The organism is Bacillus sp. Marseille-P3661 (assembly GCF_900240995.1).
Taxonomy (GTDB): Bacteria; Bacillota; Bacilli; order Bacillales; family Bacillaceae_J; genus OESV01.
Genome location: NZ_LT965953.1, coordinates 1,383,234 through 1,401,649, shown reverse-complemented (window position 1 = coordinate 1,401,649; position 18,416 = coordinate 1,383,234). Strand labels below are relative to the sequence as shown.

20 protein-coding genes are annotated in these 18,416 nt (G+C 33.2%); 18 read left to right on the top strand and 2 right to left on the bottom strand.

Going from position 1 to position 18,416, the window contains the following annotated elements; translation table 11 throughout:
- Window positions 1-460: 460 nt before the first annotated feature.
- Window positions 461-1,138: a hypothetical protein gene (locus C1724_RS06585; protein WP_102345911.1), complete on the bottom strand. Its 678-nt coding sequence runs from the start codon at window positions 1,136-1,138 to the stop codon at window positions 461-463.
- Between the two features lie 343 nt (window positions 1,139-1,481).
- Here C1724_RS06585 and C1724_RS06580 point away from each other — a divergent pair, with 343 nt between their 5' ends.
- The 18 genes from C1724_RS06580 (at window position 1,482) to C1724_RS06505 (ending at window position 17,136) form a co-directional block, all read left to right on the top strand.
- Entirely contained in the window at window positions 1,482-2,474 is a 993-nt protein-coding gene (locus tag C1724_RS06580) for a hypothetical protein (protein WP_102345910.1), read from the top strand.
- Between the two features lie 225 nt (window positions 2,475-2,699).
- Window positions 2,700-2,876: a hypothetical protein gene (locus C1724_RS25495; protein WP_180994150.1), complete on the top strand. Its 177-nt coding sequence runs from the start codon at window positions 2,700-2,702 to the stop codon at window positions 2,874-2,876.
- 379 nt (window positions 2,877-3,255) lie between these two features.
- Window positions 3,256-3,627: an HIT family protein gene (locus C1724_RS06575; protein ID WP_102345909.1), complete on the top strand. Its 372-nt coding sequence runs from the start codon at window positions 3,256-3,258 to the stop codon at window positions 3,625-3,627.
- Between the two features lie 12 nt (window positions 3,628-3,639).
- A complete protein-coding gene (locus C1724_RS06570) occupies window positions 3,640-4,521 on the top strand; it encodes an endonuclease NucS domain-containing protein (RefSeq protein WP_102345908.1) in 882 nt (293 codons plus the stop codon).
- Between the two features lie 27 nt (window positions 4,522-4,548).
- Window positions 4,549-4,971 carry a hypothetical protein gene (locus C1724_RS06565; protein WP_102345907.1) on the top strand — a complete coding sequence of 141 codons (423 nt, stop codon included), beginning with the start codon at window positions 4,549-4,551 and terminating at the stop codon, window positions 4,969-4,971.
- A gap of 90 nt (window positions 4,972-5,061) precedes the next feature.
- Window positions 5,062-5,403, top strand: a complete 342-nt coding sequence (locus tag C1724_RS06560) for a hypothetical protein (protein WP_102345906.1) — start codon at window positions 5,062-5,064, stop codon at window positions 5,401-5,403.
- Between the two features lie 111 nt (window positions 5,404-5,514).
- Window positions 5,515-6,000: a hypothetical protein gene (locus tag C1724_RS06555; RefSeq protein ID WP_102345905.1), complete on the top strand. Its 486-nt coding sequence runs from the start codon at window positions 5,515-5,517 to the stop codon at window positions 5,998-6,000.
- Between the two features lie 113 nt (window positions 6,001-6,113).
- The gene (locus C1724_RS06550) at window positions 6,114-6,581 is read left to right on the top strand and encodes a hypothetical protein (protein WP_102345904.1); all 468 of its coding nucleotides are present in this window, start codon (window positions 6,114-6,116) and stop codon (window positions 6,579-6,581) included.
- 77 nt (window positions 6,582-6,658) lie between these two features.
- Window positions 6,659-8,161: a hypothetical protein gene (locus tag C1724_RS06545; protein ID WP_102345903.1), complete on the top strand. Its 1,503-nt coding sequence runs from the start codon at window positions 6,659-6,661 to the stop codon at window positions 8,159-8,161.
- A gap of 42 nt (window positions 8,162-8,203) precedes the next feature.
- A complete protein-coding gene (locus tag C1724_RS06540; protein ID WP_102345902.1) occupies window positions 8,204-9,199 on the top strand; it encodes a tetratricopeptide repeat protein in 996 nt (331 codons plus the stop codon).
- 46 nt (window positions 9,200-9,245) lie between these two features.
- Window positions 9,246-10,046: a hypothetical protein gene (locus C1724_RS06535; protein WP_102345901.1), complete on the top strand. Its 801-nt coding sequence runs from the start codon at window positions 9,246-9,248 to the stop codon at window positions 10,044-10,046.
- 38 nt (window positions 10,047-10,084) lie between these two features.
- Window positions 10,085-10,390: a hypothetical protein gene (locus C1724_RS06530; protein WP_102345900.1), complete on the top strand. Its 306-nt coding sequence runs from the start codon at window positions 10,085-10,087 to the stop codon at window positions 10,388-10,390.
- Window positions 10,391-10,908: 518 nt separating this feature from the next.
- Window positions 10,909-11,130: a hypothetical protein gene (locus C1724_RS06525; RefSeq protein ID WP_102345899.1), complete on the top strand. Its 222-nt coding sequence runs from the start codon at window positions 10,909-10,911 to the stop codon at window positions 11,128-11,130.
- A 280-nt stretch (window positions 11,131-11,410) separates the two neighbouring features.
- Window positions 11,411-12,283 (top strand): phosphorothioated DNA-binding restriction endonuclease, encoded by an 873-nt coding sequence (locus tag C1724_RS06520; protein ID WP_102345898.1) that lies wholly within the window; start codon window positions 11,411-11,413, stop codon window positions 12,281-12,283.
- A 128-nt stretch (window positions 12,284-12,411) separates the two neighbouring features.
- Window positions 12,412-14,496, top strand: a complete 2,085-nt coding sequence (locus C1724_RS06515; protein ID WP_102345897.1) for a DEAD/DEAH box helicase family protein — start codon at window positions 12,412-12,414, stop codon at window positions 14,494-14,496.
- Between the two features lie 13 nt (window positions 14,497-14,509).
- Window positions 14,510-14,683: a hypothetical protein gene (locus C1724_RS25490; protein WP_180994149.1), complete on the top strand. Its 174-nt coding sequence runs from the start codon at window positions 14,510-14,512 to the stop codon at window positions 14,681-14,683.
- Window position 14,684: 1 nt separating this feature from the next.
- On the top strand, window positions 14,685-16,676 hold the full coding sequence (locus tag C1724_RS06510) for an AAA family ATPase (RefSeq protein WP_102345896.1): 1,992 nt from the start codon (window positions 14,685-14,687) through the stop codon (window positions 16,674-16,676).
- A 1-nt stretch (window position 16,677) separates the two neighbouring features.
- On the top strand, window positions 16,678-17,136 hold the full coding sequence (locus C1724_RS06505; protein WP_102345895.1) for a DNA phosphorothioation-associated protein 4: 459 nt from the start codon (window positions 16,678-16,680) through the stop codon (window positions 17,134-17,136).
- Between the two features lie 160 nt (window positions 17,137-17,296).
- On the opposite strand, the gene C1724_RS06500 is transcribed toward C1724_RS06505, so the two are convergent.
- Window positions 17,297-18,415 (bottom strand): cysteine desulfurase family protein, encoded by a 1,119-nt coding sequence (locus C1724_RS06500; RefSeq protein WP_102345894.1) that lies wholly within the window; start codon window positions 18,413-18,415, stop codon window positions 17,297-17,299.
- Between the last annotated feature and the right edge of the window lies 1 nt (window position 18,416).

The window sequence follows — 18,416 nt, the reverse complement described above, 5'->3', positions numbered from 1 at the left end:
ATAGTGAACAAAGTGAGATCGTATCTTGCCATTCTAGCTGCTCCCTGAGACGTATAGGTGCAACAAGATTTGTTCGAGCACTATCAGGATCCACAAATTGCAAAGGGAACCTCACCGTACAATTATCGATAAAAACCTACATTACGTTTACCTCGGACTTTGTTCGGCAGAACTTTGAGACCCTTTACAACACTGTAATAGAATACCATGGGGGTATTAACAGTTAGGCCCCCCATTATCCTTCGCGGGAAACTTGGACGCTTTCCTATACTGTAGAAGCTATCAACACATCTCCGGGGAGGGCTCCCAGGAAGAAAGATTTTGTGGGAAGATGACGAGCTCCGTAAACTGTATAGTACTATTGGGAGAAACGGTGGTATAAGGAATGGAACACCGTATGAATTGACAAGTGACAGGCACTCTTTTTAAGATTGTCCCATAAATATTCAAAAATTTTCATTTACCCAAAAAGATCCTTATGTTCTTCTTTAATCTTTTTGTATTCTTCTACACTTAGTACGGTAAGGTTATCCGGGGATATTATATTGTGCCAGGGTAATTCAAAATTTGTTTGTTGAGGATCAAAGCCCTTTTCTAAAAAAAACTGGAGGCTCTTAAAAGTATCTTCGATAGGCTTATTATTATTTTCTGACCGAAGTAAAGAACAATCAACACTTGAAGCAATAATTACGACTGGTTCATAAGAACAATTCATTATATGACGTAGAAATTCATTGTCCAAATCAACAGGTACTGAATATTCCTTTAGAAAATGATATAAGATTAAAGTATTTGAAATAAGTTCAGATCCATATTTATTTTTTGTATATCTTACTGCTGTAAGTTTGCTTGGTGTTAAATAGACACCATTATATCGATGATTTGCTATTTCATTATTAACAATCATCTTATTTTTCTTCAACAACCAATGTTCGGAATTTGGGCTCCAATTAGACTTAGGAAGATATTCGCTATACTCATAACCTTTATTTACGAGCTTCTTAAGTGTTTCCATTATATTATATTTCTTTGTTGGATTTTCTGCTCCTAAGCCTTTTGTTAATATGTCATGCAAAAATAAGGTTGAAGTACCATGATATAACGGAATCATTAGCCGCCCATCTTTTATAAATTGCATGAAATTTCCCCTCCTATAGCTCCAATGGTTAAAGATTGTCTTCTTTAGTATTACTTTCTTCCGTTTTTTTAGAAGTGTTCTTATTACAATCTTGAAATATTAATGGGTTAAAAATTATTAAAGTTTTTTGTTTAAATCATAAAAAGAGGTAATAAGTTAAAGGAACCACTGTCGAAATAACCAATAACTCATAACCTAAGTAATACAAGATATTCGTATAAAGGAGTAGTTAGGTAAAAGAAACAATGAAATGTATACTACTTCCATTAGTATGAATCTTTTCCAGAATGGAACCATAGGAAATAGGGTAATTAAAATCTTGTTATGTTAGTGGGAGGATAAAGTGTACGTTTTGAATGGTAGAAAAGCAGAAAAGTTAGACCCGGTTACTTTTGCTGAATTAAGGTTGCAGGAAAGTGATCTTGAAGAAATTTTAAGAAACAGCATCGATATGATATGTGATGATGAAGAATCAATGCTCATTGTAGGTCAGCAAGTTAAGAATGAAAAGAATGGTAGGAGTGACTTAACTGCAGTTGATAATAATGGCAATATCGTATTAATAGAAATTAAGCGGGACCGTAGAGATATTGAAGGTAGGAAAGAGGCATTCGAGTTTCAAGCTATCCGCTATGCAGCTAGTTATGCCACCATTGAGAGTACTGATGACCTTGTGAAAAAAGTTTATGCGCCCTATATTGAAAAATATCGAAATGAATTCGAACTTGGAGAGCTGACCTCCTTTGAGCTCGGTATTCGGAAATTAAATGAGTTCTTGAGAGTCAACGAGGCAGAAAAGAGTTTTAATCATAAGCAAAAGATCATTTTGGTAGCTTCCGATTTTGATGAACAAACACTTTCTGCTGTATCCTGGTTAAATAGTAATCAGGTGGATATGAGTTGTTATAAGCTTACTCCATATAAGGTTAACGAAGAAATTTATTTACATAAAGAGAAACTTTTACCCGTCACTAATTATGAAGATTATTATGTGAACCTAATGGATAAGTCGGTAGCTGTATCAGTAAAAAGAAATAAAGGTGGTACACGACGGACCCTACCGAAGATCGATGCAATGCTTGAGTGGGGAGTAGTAAAAGAAAGTGACATCATTGTTGCCAAGGATAGAGGCAATGAAGGAGTACTTATGGCTAATGGAAACATTAAAGTAGATAACGAAGAAAAATCAATACAGGCGTGGTTAAAGGAGATTTATGGATGGTCAAGTGTACAAACGTATGTCTTTGCTATCCATAAAGAAAGTGGAAAATCTTTATCACAAATTCGAGAAGAATATATGGCTCAGCAGGCGATGGAAGATAGTAAGGATTTGTAGATATTTTATATCAATTTACATGGAACTTACTACTATATCACTTGTAAATCTTGGAGGTTAAAGATGAATTTTGTCTGTTGATTATTACATTGATAGTTGTGATCATGAATTCAAAAATGATTCAAGTTCAACAGAATCGAATGAAAATAATAGTAGACAATTTTAATTCTAAATTAACAGAAGTCGAAGAAAAGACAGCAGGAGCAACTTCAAAAATATGAGAAATTGACAAGACAAGATATATCACAATACATAGAAGGTTTAAAAACAAATGTAGTTCATGAAGTAACTCATTTCTATGAAGAATCCACGCTGGTTTTAAAACAAGCAGTGAAACAATTTGAGGATCTTCTATTTGAAAAATTAAATTGTTATTTAAATGAGTTGAAAGTGATTATTTAACTTTGATTGTTTACATAACAAAAGCATCCTTGTATCCCTTTCACTTTATCGGTCCAGTTTCACGAAGATATGTGTTTAGTTGCGAATCTTTATTGGTAAAATAGATTATTTCCCCCTATAAAAAGATCTTTTGATGGATGCGTTGTAGGCAAAAATATATATGAAAGAAATCGATGATATTTTCATTAATTCAAATCCCTCATAAAGGATGGAAGGGGCTTTAGGAGAAAAAGTGCTAAGTAAATTAAGGAGAATGTAAAATAATAGCTTATCTAATCACATTCTAAGACGAAATCCTTACTTAATAACGGGTTTTGTCTTTTTTACTTTAAAACGGTCTTATGATAATGGTAAAATTTTCATAAGGAAGGTGAGGGTTATGAGTTGTCCATTTTGTAATCTTAGAAAAGATCAAATTGTACTAGAAAATGAAACAGCATTAGCATTTTATGATTTATATCCAGTTCAAAAAGGACATTTATTAATCATTCCGAAGGAGCATATAGTGTCGTATTTTGATGCCAGTGATATCGAAATTGCCGATATTCATGAACTTATAAAAAAAGGAAAAGAACTGATTGACGATGAGTATTCACCAGATGGCTACAATATCGGTGTCAATATTGGCCATTACGGGGGACAAACTGTTCCGCATCTACATTTTCATTTAATACCGCGTTATAAAGGAGATGTTGAGGATCCAAGAGGCGGAATTAGAAAAGCGATTCCGAATTTGGTGGAGTATCCGTAGGGAGGAAAAATCATGCAAAGTTATTTAATTCCTTATATTGATCCAAGAAAAAATGATGGTGAAGAAGATCCGATGTTGCACGAGTTTACCTATGGGGACGTGAATAATAGGGGCAGTTATTTAAGGTATAAGGTTGAGAAAGGGGATTATTTATTTTTTCATACAAATATAAGAGGGAAAAGTCATTTAACAGCTTACTATTATGTAGAACAGGTTTGTGCTGTGGAAGATGCAAAACAAAATCCTCTAATCATGGGAAAGTATAAAAATCCACATTTATATCGAAAAACGCTGCAAGAAAACGAAACAATTGTGTTCGGTCATTCTGTCTATTCAAAAGTGCTTTCACATCCCTTACCCTTAACAGATAAAATTTTAAATAAGCTGTCTAGGAGACCTAAATCAATTGCAAGGCCATGGGTTAAAATCAACAAGAAAGATATAGACTTTTTACTTACAATGATAAAAGAACATGAAGAGGAAGGGTTCCTAGAAGATACATATTTAATGACAGAGGAAATCGAAGAATTGCTCGAAAGTGATATCGAAAGCTTTATTCATAAGAAACCAATGTTTATTAATGAAAATATAGAACCATTTGAGAGACAGTTAGTTTTGGAGTCGGGTAAACGGATAGACTTATTATTTAAAGAGAAAAATGCGGATAGTTATGTACTTGTTGAAGTTAAGAATACAGTAATAGGTAGAGATGCTTATTACCAACTCAAAGGCTATTTAGACGAGTTAAAGGAAACAATGAATGCAGAAATAAAGGGAGTTATTGTTTGTAAAGGGATCTTGCCTATTGCGGAAAAATTTTATATAGACAAGCTGCAAAAAGAAAGGATTGAGATTTATTTTCATGTTTGGAAATTTGACTTAATAAAATATTAGTAGATAGATAGAAAGGGGATAAACAAAATGAAAAACCCACTAGAATTAAATTTTGGTTTAGTAAGTGAGGTATTTAAATATATTCATGAACAAGCATTATCAAGTGGCCTTTATGTTCATTTGACTGGCAATTACCAGACATTGCAACTGTTCCGCGACCAAAGGGCTTTCGATGGTGGTGAAAAATATATTGGAGCCATCCAATTTGAAGGAAGTAATAATTTTGATGTAAAGCCACCTTCTATTGTGAGCTTGCGCTTTAAAAGGTCCAACCTATCAAAAAACTTGCTTGAAGAGCTCGAAAGCATAACGGATTATAGAAAGGACAAGAATTCGGGTCCAAACATTAATACATCCGCTGAATCCATCGCCTTTAAATTTGAAAGTCTTGATTATAAAGCTAAAGAGACAATAGGTAGAATAGGAGGAATTGTTAAGCAGTATAGATAAGTGGGATGGGGTATTAAATGACATTTATAAATACACCGTTTGAGTTTAGGCAGGTTGTATTACAATAATCGTATAGTGAAGTGGCTAACTATGGCAAAGCATTGGAATGATGATCAAATTTATTTACTTGAAGCAATAGAAGAGTATCGTAACGTAATAGAAGGAAAGAAATTAAATGCTGCAAGACGAATTACTAAAGAATTTGCTGAAATACTCCACAAAAATACCCCGGAGCTACAGCATAGAATAGTTCAATCAATTGTGGAACGTTTGCCTTATTTAGATAATCTTTTAGCGGGTGTATTTAACAAGGAGAATTATGCAAAAAAAGATCAACATATATACGCTAAGGCACCTAGGAGAGATGGGAGTATAGAAATAAATTACTGTAATATGCGTCATTCCTATAACGGTGCTATAAGAAAATCCTGATTATTTTAAATTTCATTAGCACAGTGATGGTCATGTAGGTACCCTAGAGGCAGTAACCCCACTTGATTGCAGTTAACTTTATTGAAAAGTTCAGTAAATGGAGGAGAACAAATGCAAAGTCATATAGAAATGGAAATTTACCATGAGTTGGCCGACAAATTATCTCCTAACGCAGAAGTTACTAAAAGGCCAAATGAACAAAAGTATAGAGTTTGGTTGCCTATTAATGTTTCAGATGGTTTTATAATTGATTTTTCCGGGGAAGTAGCGGATGGTTTTCGGATTGGTTATGTAATAGATCTTGACCAGCAGAATTCGTCGCGAAGGAAGGAATTTTCTGAGAAAGTTAAAGAGATTCATAAAAAACGTAATTTAGAGGATCTTTTTGATGCTCCTTTAATAAATAGGCAAAAAAATGAAACTATATTGAGAGATGGAAGGATGAAGTGGATTAAGAATAGTATCCACCGTAGAATGGGCTTTCATAAATATATTCGCATAAATAACTTCCGAGACCTATCTTCGGAAGAAGTAGTAGGATTAATGGAGAAGAGTTCGAGATCATTTATTGAAACTACTATGAGGGAATTATTGTGAGAATAGTTGTTAGTTATAGAGATACCTAATATGAAGTATAGGTTTTGTAAATGATTCAGATCAAAAATTTACATAGTAAATGTAATGCCAATTCGATTAAAGGGGTTTTAATTATGAGGAAGTACTATGTTATCGACAATTGGGATTTAAATAGAATAATAAAATTGGCTCCGAGTATGGATGCGCCAGTTCGAATAGTAGATTACAAAGGTATACCTTGCAGTGTTCATGGTGAACCGCTTGAACTAGTGGATGGGGAATACAAAGGATTATTTGGAACTAAGATGAAAAAACAGGTAAACAAAACAATATCATCTTCCCACATCTATAAAGTAACCCATCCACAAAATATTGCGGAATGTGGCCACAGATTGAATAGATTCATAGTAGCCGCTGTTGATGCAAATCAAAATATAGATCCAATTATTGAAGTAACGAACAATGGACGGTGCAATTTAAGGTGCAGCCAATGGGCAACTATGCTTAAAGCAAAACATCACGAAGATGCATTTGTTTTAACACCGAGTATAGAAGAATACAATAACCTGTTGAAAATCCTAAGTCATCGGCTAGTCTTATAGTGTATGGTGACTTGTAACTCTTTCCTTTTTCAAAAATTATATGTTTTAAATATCATATTAATTGGGGGTTGAAGATCATGGGAGTCCCTTTGTCCAATTATACTGCCCTTAAGTACTTAGCTGATGGGTCGGAAAAGAGCAGAACCCAATCACAAAGTATAGAAATGGAGTTAGCATTAGATGCACTAGAAAATTATAGTGTATTTGCGTTTATTTTACATGATCCTACAGTTCATCAAGATTTTCATGAGCTTTTTGAAAAACAATTTAAAAATTTGCATTATAGTTCTGGAAAGCACTTAGTCTTTTTTGGTTTAGTCGATTCACCACAAAATTATAGATTAATAGGAGAACGACCATTTTATTCAGATGTACGTGAGATGATGGAATCGTATGAAAATGAGCTTAATCATGAGTTTGATCCAACCTATACAGCGTTTGCCATTGCAAATAGCTTAAATATCCAACCGGATATGCTACCAGCTATTGTGGTTACTCATGATACCCGAATGAGGTCTTATCGCTGGTACAGGACCTGCCCGGATAAACTTGAAACACAAATGAATAGATTAACAGGGATATCCAATCAAATGAATACTTATAAGAAGAATGATCGGCTGTCTTTGGATGAAAAACAAAAGATATTGAATGAGCTACTAGATGAGCAAGATCTAGACTTATGCAAAGGTGCGGGTACGACCAAGCTCAATGAAAGTATGGCAAGAGCGTTATCGGATTTAATGAGTTTTTTAATCGAAGAAGAACACGACAATCATTCATTCAGAAAAAGTGATCAGTTCATCCAAAGGATAGCGAGAAGTCAGCGAAATATATCTTTAAATAAAGTCAAGCAGAATTTGACTATATTACAATCCACTATTAAAAACGTCGATAGTGTTGAAGGACACATTATGGGATTAATTGAAGACCTAAATATTAAATTAGCGACGTACCTAGCCATTATGAACCAGAAAAAGTCAAAAGAAGATTATAGACCATCTTTCCTTAATCAAAAATGGTTTGAGAGTCATTCCTTATTTCTTCTGCAAACTGGAATGGAGGTAAAATCCTATCTTCAAACAAAAGTTAAAGCTGTAGATTACTCACCAAGTGCTATTTGTTTTGCAAAGATGTTTGAACAAGAAATTAATTATTCTATAGTCCATTGGATTCGCAAACAAAAATCAATTATTCTGCCTGATTATTTTAATAAAGTTCAGCCGAATGTTAAAGCACTTGTGAAACCTCACTTTAAATCTGGTATTGAAGGTTTCACAGTTGATTTTAATAAAAAGTCTAAAAATGGGACATGGCAGCCGCCAGAGTTAGGAAAAACTAAAGTTATAGCTGAAAATAATATCACAACAGATAACTGGCGTTCCATTGGCATTTCAAAACCAGAAGAGTTTCTTAAGGAATGGCATCAAATATATTTAATTCGAAATAAGGCTGCTCATACGGAAAAAGTATCCTTAGTAGAGATTAATAATGTTGAAAATGCTTTTTCTAAATTGGCGGAATATAACTTGCTCGAAGAAATGGCAACAATAAAAAGATCGTTTCAGAACAAGTTGGTATAATAGAGGTATGGCTTTACAACATTTTTGCAAGGAGGCGATACCTTGGAAACGTTAGCTCAATTAAAGCAAAAAATACTTGAATGGGAAGATATGCAAGGAATTGATGAAGACGAAGAAGAGCAGGAATGGATTCAAGAGGGAATTTCACTTTATGAAAAGTGTATTACAGTGGATCGTGAAAATAAAGCTGATTATTTACAGTCCCTTTCTATGTTGTACTTAAACTTTGGAAGAAATGAAAAAATGAAACATTCCCATTTCCAACGAGCATGTCGTAATTTGAAACAAGCAGCATATATACAACCAACAGATCCAAGACCATGTTATCATCTTTCTTTTGTCCTAGAAAAACAAGAAAATTATGAAGGGGCTTTATTTTATGCCGAACGTGCAATCAAACTAGGTATAGATGATAAACTCAAATACAAGCTCTATTGCAACATGGCTATTTGTTATAAGAAACTTAGGTATCGTACAGATGCGTTTCAATACTTATCTTTGGTTGAAGAAAAAACTAAAGTTGATCCGGTCATTGCAGCATTTTCAATGCCCTACATAGCGAAAATTAAAGCTCTGAAAAATAAAGGTTATGTACCGCTATCACAACAACATGGTACTTTTGTAGAAACAGAGGAAGAAATTGAGTACAGTGTTTCAAATGAAGAACGTGTAGTTTTGATTATTCATCCATATAAAACCGCTTTGAATGGTAAATTAGAGAGTGTCCCGTTCTCTTCTGTTAAGGCACAAATTGTAGAAACCATTATGCTAAGTGAGACAGGAGTGTCCATCTCACAACTTGCAGAGGTTCTTTGGGACTATAATTCTATGAATATGTCAAAGTCGTATGTTCCACGGATGATTAATGCAATTCGAGAAGATATTAAATTGGCAACAGGGATGGATGGGAAGGTTCTTCTAAAAAATGTAGATGGAAATTATGTATGGGACCATCAATTGCTGAAAGGAAGCATCCATTATAAAAAAAACATGATAGGTAGGCGTTCGGCCACAAGTGAGGGGATTACAATTTTGTAATCCTCTTTATTTTATAATTAAAGCAACAAAAAGGAGGCGTTGTTAAATGAAATCAAATTTATTAACACTGGAATTAATGGAAGGTCAAGAAAGACTATTTGAAGCATTGGAGATGAGAGGATTTCTAGTTGAAAAGAAGGGTCCATTTCTTTCATTGGCAAGCGGGAGTGCAGCTTTAGATTACCAGGCATTAAGGAGATTACTGAGAAAGTATAATATCCCTGTATATTGGGATGGTGACCATTTTCAACTACTTGTTAACAGATTTCCAGTCATAATGATGAAAAAAATTACAACTGAACAAGGTCATGAATTTTCTATTAATATGCAGGACTATCAATATAAATGGAGAGCTTTTGTGACTCGAAAATATGGTCTGAAAGTCAATACTATGGATTTAGATCCTTATATTGCAAGTCTTGTTAAAGCTGTGAATCAAGCAGGGATTGCCTGCTTAGCAGGCTGTGATGGGCATCTGAAATATGCACCTAATTTACAATTTTCAGGTGTGTATAACGGGGCTTGGTTCCATATTATCCAGAAACATTACTTTAAAGACCTGGAATTAAACTATACATGGGAAGTAAACTTTAAAGGTAGATCGGGGGCAAGTCTGTTTGCAAGCAAAAAAGGAACTGAAAGCTGGGATATGAGGAAAATTTACGAGGATACATTATATATGGCTTATAGGCTAAAGGAGCATTCTGAAGAAGTAAGAAACATTAAGATTAACTCTTTTAGACGTAATCGAGAAATGAAAGAAGTTGCAGAAGGATATAGAAAAAGTGGGAATTACTTAGAATTGGTTGGTTGGATGGAGGAAGTTAGTTTTCAGGAGAAAGTTTAATAAACATAAGAACTATTATATATTTGGAGGATGATACAATGAATTTTACATTAGTATTTAAAGGTATTGAAAGAAATTTATCATATATGTTGGCTTTTGAGCCAAGTCCAGTTTGGAAAAAACATGATCATGAATGGCTAGTCGTGGTCGAACCGAGAAAACCAGAATACCATGTAGGTGGACTTCGTCAATTATTAAATCATGAAAAAGAGAACATTAATGAAAAAGAATGTATTGTAATCATCCAACACGAGGGGCATGGTACCCATGGAGATTTAAGAAATTTAGAATTAGAATTACAACATGAAGGAATTCGGTACCAGTTGGTTTCATTTCAAAATTAGCAGGCCTTTAACATAATATATCATGCCCCCACCGCTGAATAGCAGTGGGGCAGACTTTTGATTAAATAATCATTAAAAAAGTCATCCTCATATATAATGAAAGTTTTTACTAAATAGTCACAGTAATCTACTCGGACTATCCCGATGCTGCGGCGCAAACGCCAATATACATATCGGTTAATCATGGAAAAGTAGTAAATCACATCATTTGTTTTATGGAAATGATGGAAGAAAACATTTGTATAAGGTCACTTGGTAAATCAAAATTGCTTATACTTTACCGTTCCGTTAACAGAAACAAGCTGTGACATAAATCTCAATATGTTTAGAACTATGGTATGTATTCCTTTAATATTATAAAAGTAATTAAATTTTGAAGGGACTTTATTTCATGCTGAATTTGCTTTCAAATTAGGCTTAAATAAGCTATATTATAAGCATTATGCCAACCTGTTATAATGCTTTAATTTTATGGAATTGGGGATTCTAATATCAATCATAAAACAGGGAGGCGTTCAATGGAAGAGTTAGATACTGTATATGTAATTGAAACATCCGAAGATTTGTATTTGGTAGAAGATGAAATATATGAAGGTAGCGTGTTAGAGGGTATTTTAGAACTAGCTGTTAAGTTTGATTCGTATGAAGATGCAGAGGTATTTTTGAAAGACATGAAAGATGTTGGTATAAAAGGGCAAATTCGAACAGCCAAGATCTATATAGAAGTGATTAAGGAATAAATATTTCATATAAGTTCAAGATTTTTTGGTCTACATTGTCTGAAAAGACAGGTCCTTTATCTAGGTTTAAAGTGACCTGTCTTAATAATTTATTATCTATATGTTTTTTTATTTATTTTACAAATTTTAACATATTGGTTAATATTAAGATAATATTTAATAGACTTTAGACCATGTGTTAAAATAAACCACTCCGCATAGAGAAGAGTATTATAACAAAAATAATATGATATATTGATTACTCACTATAGCAAATCCAAATCTAAAATAAGGAGGAACTATGAATTTAGATAAATTAGTTGAGGAAATTGATAAGATTAAATTACATAAGCAAAAGAAGATAGGAGCTTCCTTGAAAAAACCTTTGTTACTTTTGTTACTTATTTCACTAATAGAAGGAAAGAAAGTTAATCAGAATAAATTTCATTTTACATACATTGAAAAAGAGCTAGATTCGTTAATTAGGATGTTTGGAGGACGTTCCGGTACTAGTCAGCCAGAGCAACCATTTCATCATTTAAATAGTTCTATTATTTGGGATATCCATGTACCAGACGGAGTTCAATTCAGCAATAGTAAAACGTTACCTAGAAGTATCCTAAGAGATCCAGAAACTTATGGGTACTTTAATGACGAAGTTTATCAACTATTACAATCCGACCAAGTTGCAAGAATTAAAGTTATTCAGTATATTTTGGAGAAATATTGGCCTGAAACAGTACAATCTGATTTAAGAGAATTACTGAACTTACCATTTAATGTTAATATTAAAAAGAGAAATCGGAACTTTATGTACCAAGTTTTAGCTAATTACCGTCATAAATGTGCAGTGTGCGGTTTTTCTTCTTTGTTTAATCAAGTAACATTTGGAATAGATGCTGCTCATATATATTGGCATGCTTATGGTGGACCAGATGAAATAACAAATGGACTAGCATTATGTAAATTACACCATTGGGCTTTAGATAGGGGAGTATTTACAATCGATCCAGTTAACTTTGAAATCATTGTATCGGGTAAATTTGTTGCACAAGACTCAAAAAGTATCGAACTCTTAGAAGTAATTAAAGGTCAAAAGATTGATTCATTTAGAGATGTACCTCCTGATCGAGGTTTTATAGAATGGCATAACGATAATGTATTTGTTGTGTAGTTTATAAAAGGTCAATTTTGTAGTAACTACATATAAAAACCAACAACAACTAGGAATTATTGTATCTCTTTTTAAATTTAAGTTAGAATTATGGTGTGAAAATACAGTTGTTATTGAAGGTGTATTCTGTGTATAAAGATCTAAATATATCATATCATTATGAGTCAGGGTTAGAACAAAATATTGTTCGGGATTTTTATTTACCTATTTTATCAAATACAAGTATTTATAAACGTTTAATAGGGCACTTTTCCATTGAAACACTTATTTTAGCTGCTAAAGGTGTTGTGGAGATTATCGATAATAATAGTACTTTTCAATTGATCTCGTCAGTTAAATTCTCTCCCCAGGAATTAGAGATATTACAAGTAAGTGAAAGTTCTCGTGAAGAGATTATTGAAAATGTATTAAAGAAAACATTATCAAACCCAAGTGACTCATTTCAGAAAGCTAGAATTGGGGCTCTGGCTACTCTTTTAGATAATAACCAGTTGGAAATTAGACTTCTAATACCTAAAGATTATTCTTTTTTAGGCATTCATTACGAGCAAATTGGTATCATGGAGGATTTTGAAGGAGAGCAGATTGCATTTGTTAATCAAATTAATGAAACAAAAGGGGAATATCAATCTAATTATGAAATAATGGATGTCTTCTTCTCTTGGAATACTCAAGATAGAATTAGAGTTGAAAATAAATATGGACACTTTCAAAAATTGTGGACTGGTGAACATAACCTTTATGAAACGATAAATTTACCTGAATCTATAAAAAATATAATAATTTCTTATAAAGAAGAAAATGTAAATTTAATAGAACCAGAGGTTGGAAATAATTCATCTACTTTCAATATTAATATATTTCCTAAAATCCCTTTATATATACAAATTAGAGAATATCAACAAGAGGCTATTCGAAATTGGTTTAGGAATAATTGTCAAGGACTACTTGAAATGGCAACTGGTACAGGGAAAACGATTACGGCACTTACAGCGACTGCCAAGTTATGGGAGGTAACAAAACGATTGGGCGTCGTTATTGTATGCCCTTACACTCATTTAGTAGACCAATGGGTGAAAGATATAAAACAATTTAATATGTCTCCTATTATTGCATATCAGTCTAAGCGACTCTGGGAAGATGCGTTGTATAATGAAGTTACAGCATTTCAATCTGGAATAACTAATCACTTTTGTTTGGTTACAACAATTGCAACTTTTACAACTGAGAGTATGCAAAGTATTTTAAGAAAATTAAACTCAGATGTTTTGTTTATAGCAGATGAAGCACACCATTTGGGTGCAAGAAAAAATCGAAAAAGACTAATACATACTTTCCCTTATCGGTTAGCGTTATCGGCTACACCAAATCGCTGGCATGATGAAGAAGGAACAAATGAACTTATAGAGTATTTTGGAGACTCTATTGTTTTCCAATATGGGCTGGATAAAGCTATAGGAACATTTCTGACAGAGTATTATTATTTCCCTCATATTGTATATCTAGATGAAGATGAAAGTGAATATTATTATGAAATCACTAAAAAAATTGCTAGGATGTATTTCCAGGACATGTCACCTGATGAAAATGAATCTTTACAATCCCTTTTAATTGAACGGTCAAGAATTCTTAGCCGAGCTCGTAATAAATTAGTCATTCTTAAGGAATTAATGAAAGATCGAAAAGATTCAAAATATAATATCATATATTGTGGTGATAGTCAGGTCGATGGAGAGAAACAGATTGACTCTGTAGTGAATATACTTGGAAACGAATTCAATATGAATGTTCATACTTTTACATCTAGGGAAGATAAAGAAGAGAGGAAAGTGCTTCTTAAACGATTTGAAGATGGAGACCTCCAAGCTTTGGTAGCTATTAAGTGTCTTGATGAGGGTGTGGATGTACCAGCAACACAAACGGCTTATATTTTATCTAGTAGTACCAATCCGCGGGAATTTATTCAACGCCGAGGCCGAGTTTTAAGAAAGCATAAGACTAAACAATTTTCTTATATTCATGATTTTATTGTAGTTCCTAGACAATTAGAAGATTTAGATTTAGTAGAACCAACAGTATTTAATATTGAAAGAAACTTGATTAAAAGAGAGTTATCACGTTTTTCTGAATTTGCAGATCTGGCAATTAATGGACCTTTAGCCCATGAAAAGTTAAATGAATTAAAACAAGCATATCATTTATTGAATGTTTAAGGAGTGGTCGACAATGGGGATGGAGAAAGAACAAGTACAGGATATATTGAGTAAACTTCCAGAGGACTATGTATTTATTTTAAAAGATATTTTAGAAGCAGAGAAAGAAATATTACATCGGAAGAACTTACAGGGAACCAATATTACAAGTACTATTATGGATATAGTGAAAGAACGGGTGAAATAGTATGTTACTTGAAGAAATTATTTTGAAAAATTTTCGACAGTATTATAATGTCCAAAACATAAAGTTTTCTAAATCAGCAAAGCAAAACGTAACAGTGATCCATGGAGAAAACGGTTCGGGAAAAACTGCACTTCTTAACGCTTTTAGTTGGTGCTTTTATGAAAAAATAGATTTACCAAACGCAAAACAAATTATTAACGAACAGGCAATAAATGAAACTAAACCTAATAGTGAAGTAGAATGTGCGGTCACTATTAGATTCACAGAACAGGATAAGCTATATACTTTAAAACGATTTGTTTTGGCAAAAAAAGATGAAGAAGGGAAAATTTATTATGGTCAACCTGAATTACAGTTAGAATTTAAAAGGAATGGAAATTCAGAACTAATTTCTAACCCTACAGATGAGATCAATAGAATCTTGCCTGAAAATCTAAGAACTTATTTCTTCTTTGATGGGGAGCGGATTGATAACTTATCAAAAGATCATAGCTCAGGTGAAATTAAAAGTGCTATAAAAAACATAATGGGATTGGAGATATTAGAACGGTCTATAAAACATACTGGAGATGCTGGTACCAAATTCAGAGGCGAATTAAAAAAGTATGGTGACCCAGAAACGATTCATTTAATTGAAGAAATTGAAGAATTAGAGACAAAAAAACAGGAGTTTAATAACAGAAAAGAACTTCTAGTTAAAAACCTGGATGTAACAAAGAAACAAATTAAAGAAATAGAAAATAAATTAAAATTTATTGAGGGTTCACAAAAATTGCAGGAAGAAAAAGAACAAAAAGAAGATGGCCTGGAGCAAGTAAGGACGGAATTGAAAAAATTACAAAAAGAAATAATGGAATTTGTTAGTAAGAATGGATATTTAGCTTTTAGTTATTCGCCAATCAATACAACTGAAACTATTGTATCAGACAAAGAACGTGATGGATTTGGGATCTCAGGGATTAGATCTTCGTCTTTTATTGATGATTTAATTGATAGAGGTATTTGTATTTGTGGCACTGAAATTAGGGAAGATTCTTCACATTATGTACATCTACTTAAATTAAAAGAATTTCTTCCACCACAGAGTCTTGATAGTGCTATTATTAATTTCAGAACTGGAATAAAAATTGTAAAAGATGCCCGCAAGAAATTTTACGAGCAATTGAAAGAATTAAAACAAACAGAAATTAAACTACAAACAAGTGAACGGAAATTAGTTGAAGAAATCAATGAAATCAAATCTAAATTAAACGATAAAGATTCCGAAGAAATTGCAGACTTAGTATCGAAAATGGAAAAGCTTGAACAAACTCAAAGTACTACTGATCGAGAAATAGGAGCAATTGACAATGAATTGAAAAAGATTGATCAAGAGCTTAAAGATAAAGAGAAAGAACAGAAAAAGTTAAATTCTATTGCTGATAAAGCTCAATTGACACAAAAAAGAATTGAAGCATGTCAAACACTAGTGCAAACCATGGAGGATATTTATAATATTCGCGAGAAACTTGTAAGACAAGAGCTCCAAGAAAGAATTACGGAGGTTTACAGACAATTTTTAAGAAAAGGATATGAAATTAGATTATCCGAACAGTATGAATTAAATGTTTATAACCATAACAATAGTAAAGTTGGTATGTCTCAGGGTGAAAGACAAATTACAAGTCTTTCTTTTATAGGGGCTATAGTAGATCTTGCTAGGGAACAATTTAAAAAAGAAGTTAAAAGTGCTTTTGAAGAAGGAGGAATATATCCATTGGTAATGGATTCTCCATTCGGGGCCTTAGATTCTGATCATCGTGAAAGAATTGCAAAAGGAATCCACAAATTATCAGACCAAGTGATAGTTATTGTTTCCACCTCTCAATGGCGTGGTGAAGTTGAGGGACAAATGAAAGACCTAATTGGTAAAGAATATATGCTAAAATATAATGATCCACGTCTTAATAAAGAACAACCATATGAATACACTGAAACTATTGAGGTGATGTAGAGTGTATAGAAGGATACGAAGACCAAAAGAACAAGAGGAATATTACAACAAATTAACCGATTTGGAAGAGTTCGGTCTATTCTCAACATATAAAGATGTATTTATGGCAGCTGGAGTGCTCGGGTTTATGGAAAAAAAGAAACGTGAATTTACTACTTCCTTAGAAGGTATTGATTGGAACAGGTTTAATCTGGAAACTGATGAAACTGTTATAAATGCAATCGCAGTTTCTGATAGTGGAGATCCTAAACTTGTGAATACCGATGATGAGACATTTGATAAGAAGATAACAATCTTCGAAGAATACGCAGCTGCTGGGGTTGAGATTTTATATAAAAAAGTAATGGACGATCCGAAAAAAGCTCTTAATATTTATATTGAGTTTATTATGTCTATGGAGGCTGAGACAACAGCCAAAGAAAGAAACTTAAGAGATATAGCGGACTTATTAACCTTTTAGAGAAAGGCGGACACATTTCCGCCTTTCTCTTAATTTAGGTAATGCATTAATGCTTTTTCTTAAATTAATGACCGGGTAAGACCTTCTTGTTCGGATGTACTAATTAACTGTTTTAACAGGAGGACTTGAGTAGAGATATGTAGAAGGAATAAATATCCTTCTACAATTGCTTGAATATATTGAGATCTTCTTTTTCAATAAAACTAGACATAGAAAATCGTACAGTTGAACGAACTTGGTCAATTGACATACCAATTGCTTCAAGTACATGTGAAGGTTTACTAGAACTACAAGCTGAACCAGTAGATGCTGCAATTACTGGGGCTAAATTCTTAACTAGTAGCTCGTTATTAACTCCTTTAAATTGAACGCTTAAAACCCCTGGTATCTTGTCGCTTTCATCATTGTTTAGTGTAATTTGATTGCCGAATTTTTCCTGCAATAGTTTGGTAAGGTAGTGCTCTAGCTCAGTTAGTTTCTTAATATTTTCAAGAAGGTTTACGCTAGCTATTTGAGCTGCTTTTCCCAAGCCAACAATGTTATGAACTGCAAGTGTACCACTTCTTATTCCATGTTCCTGTCCACCACCATGGAGTAGGGGAGTGATCCTTGTTAATAAATTATATTGATCCCTTCGAATAAAAGCTGCGCCAATACCTTTAGGTCCATGAAATTTATGACCAGAACAAGATAAGAAAGTAATTCCAGGATAAATCGATAAGTCAACTTGTACCTTTCCAATGACTTGAGTAGCATCTGTATGCAAAAAGACACCTTTGTCATGACAGATTTGTGCTATTTTTTCGATGTCATTAAGCGATCCTAGTTCATTATTACCCCAAATTAGTGTAACAAGAATAGTTGTGTCTTTAATTTCATTTTGAAGTTCTTCTAAATTAATCCTACCGTACTGATCTACATTTAGATAAGTAACATCAAATCCTTTACCCTCTAAATAACCACAAGTTTCTAGAACAGAAGGATGTTCTACTTTTGAGGTAATGATGTGATTTCCCTTAGAAGAATAAAAGTCTGCTACTCCTTTAATAATCATATTATTACTTTCAGTGGATCCACTAGTAAATATGATCTCGGAATCATCTGAGCCAAGCAAAGAGGCAAGAGAATGTCTTGCCTCTTTGACAGCATTTTTTGCATTTTCAGCAATAGAGTAATATTTGCTGGATGGATTTCCGTATTCTGCTAATAAAAAGGGGAGCATAGCATCTTTTACCTCCGGATGGATCGACGTTGTTGCACTATTATCCAAATAAAGCATA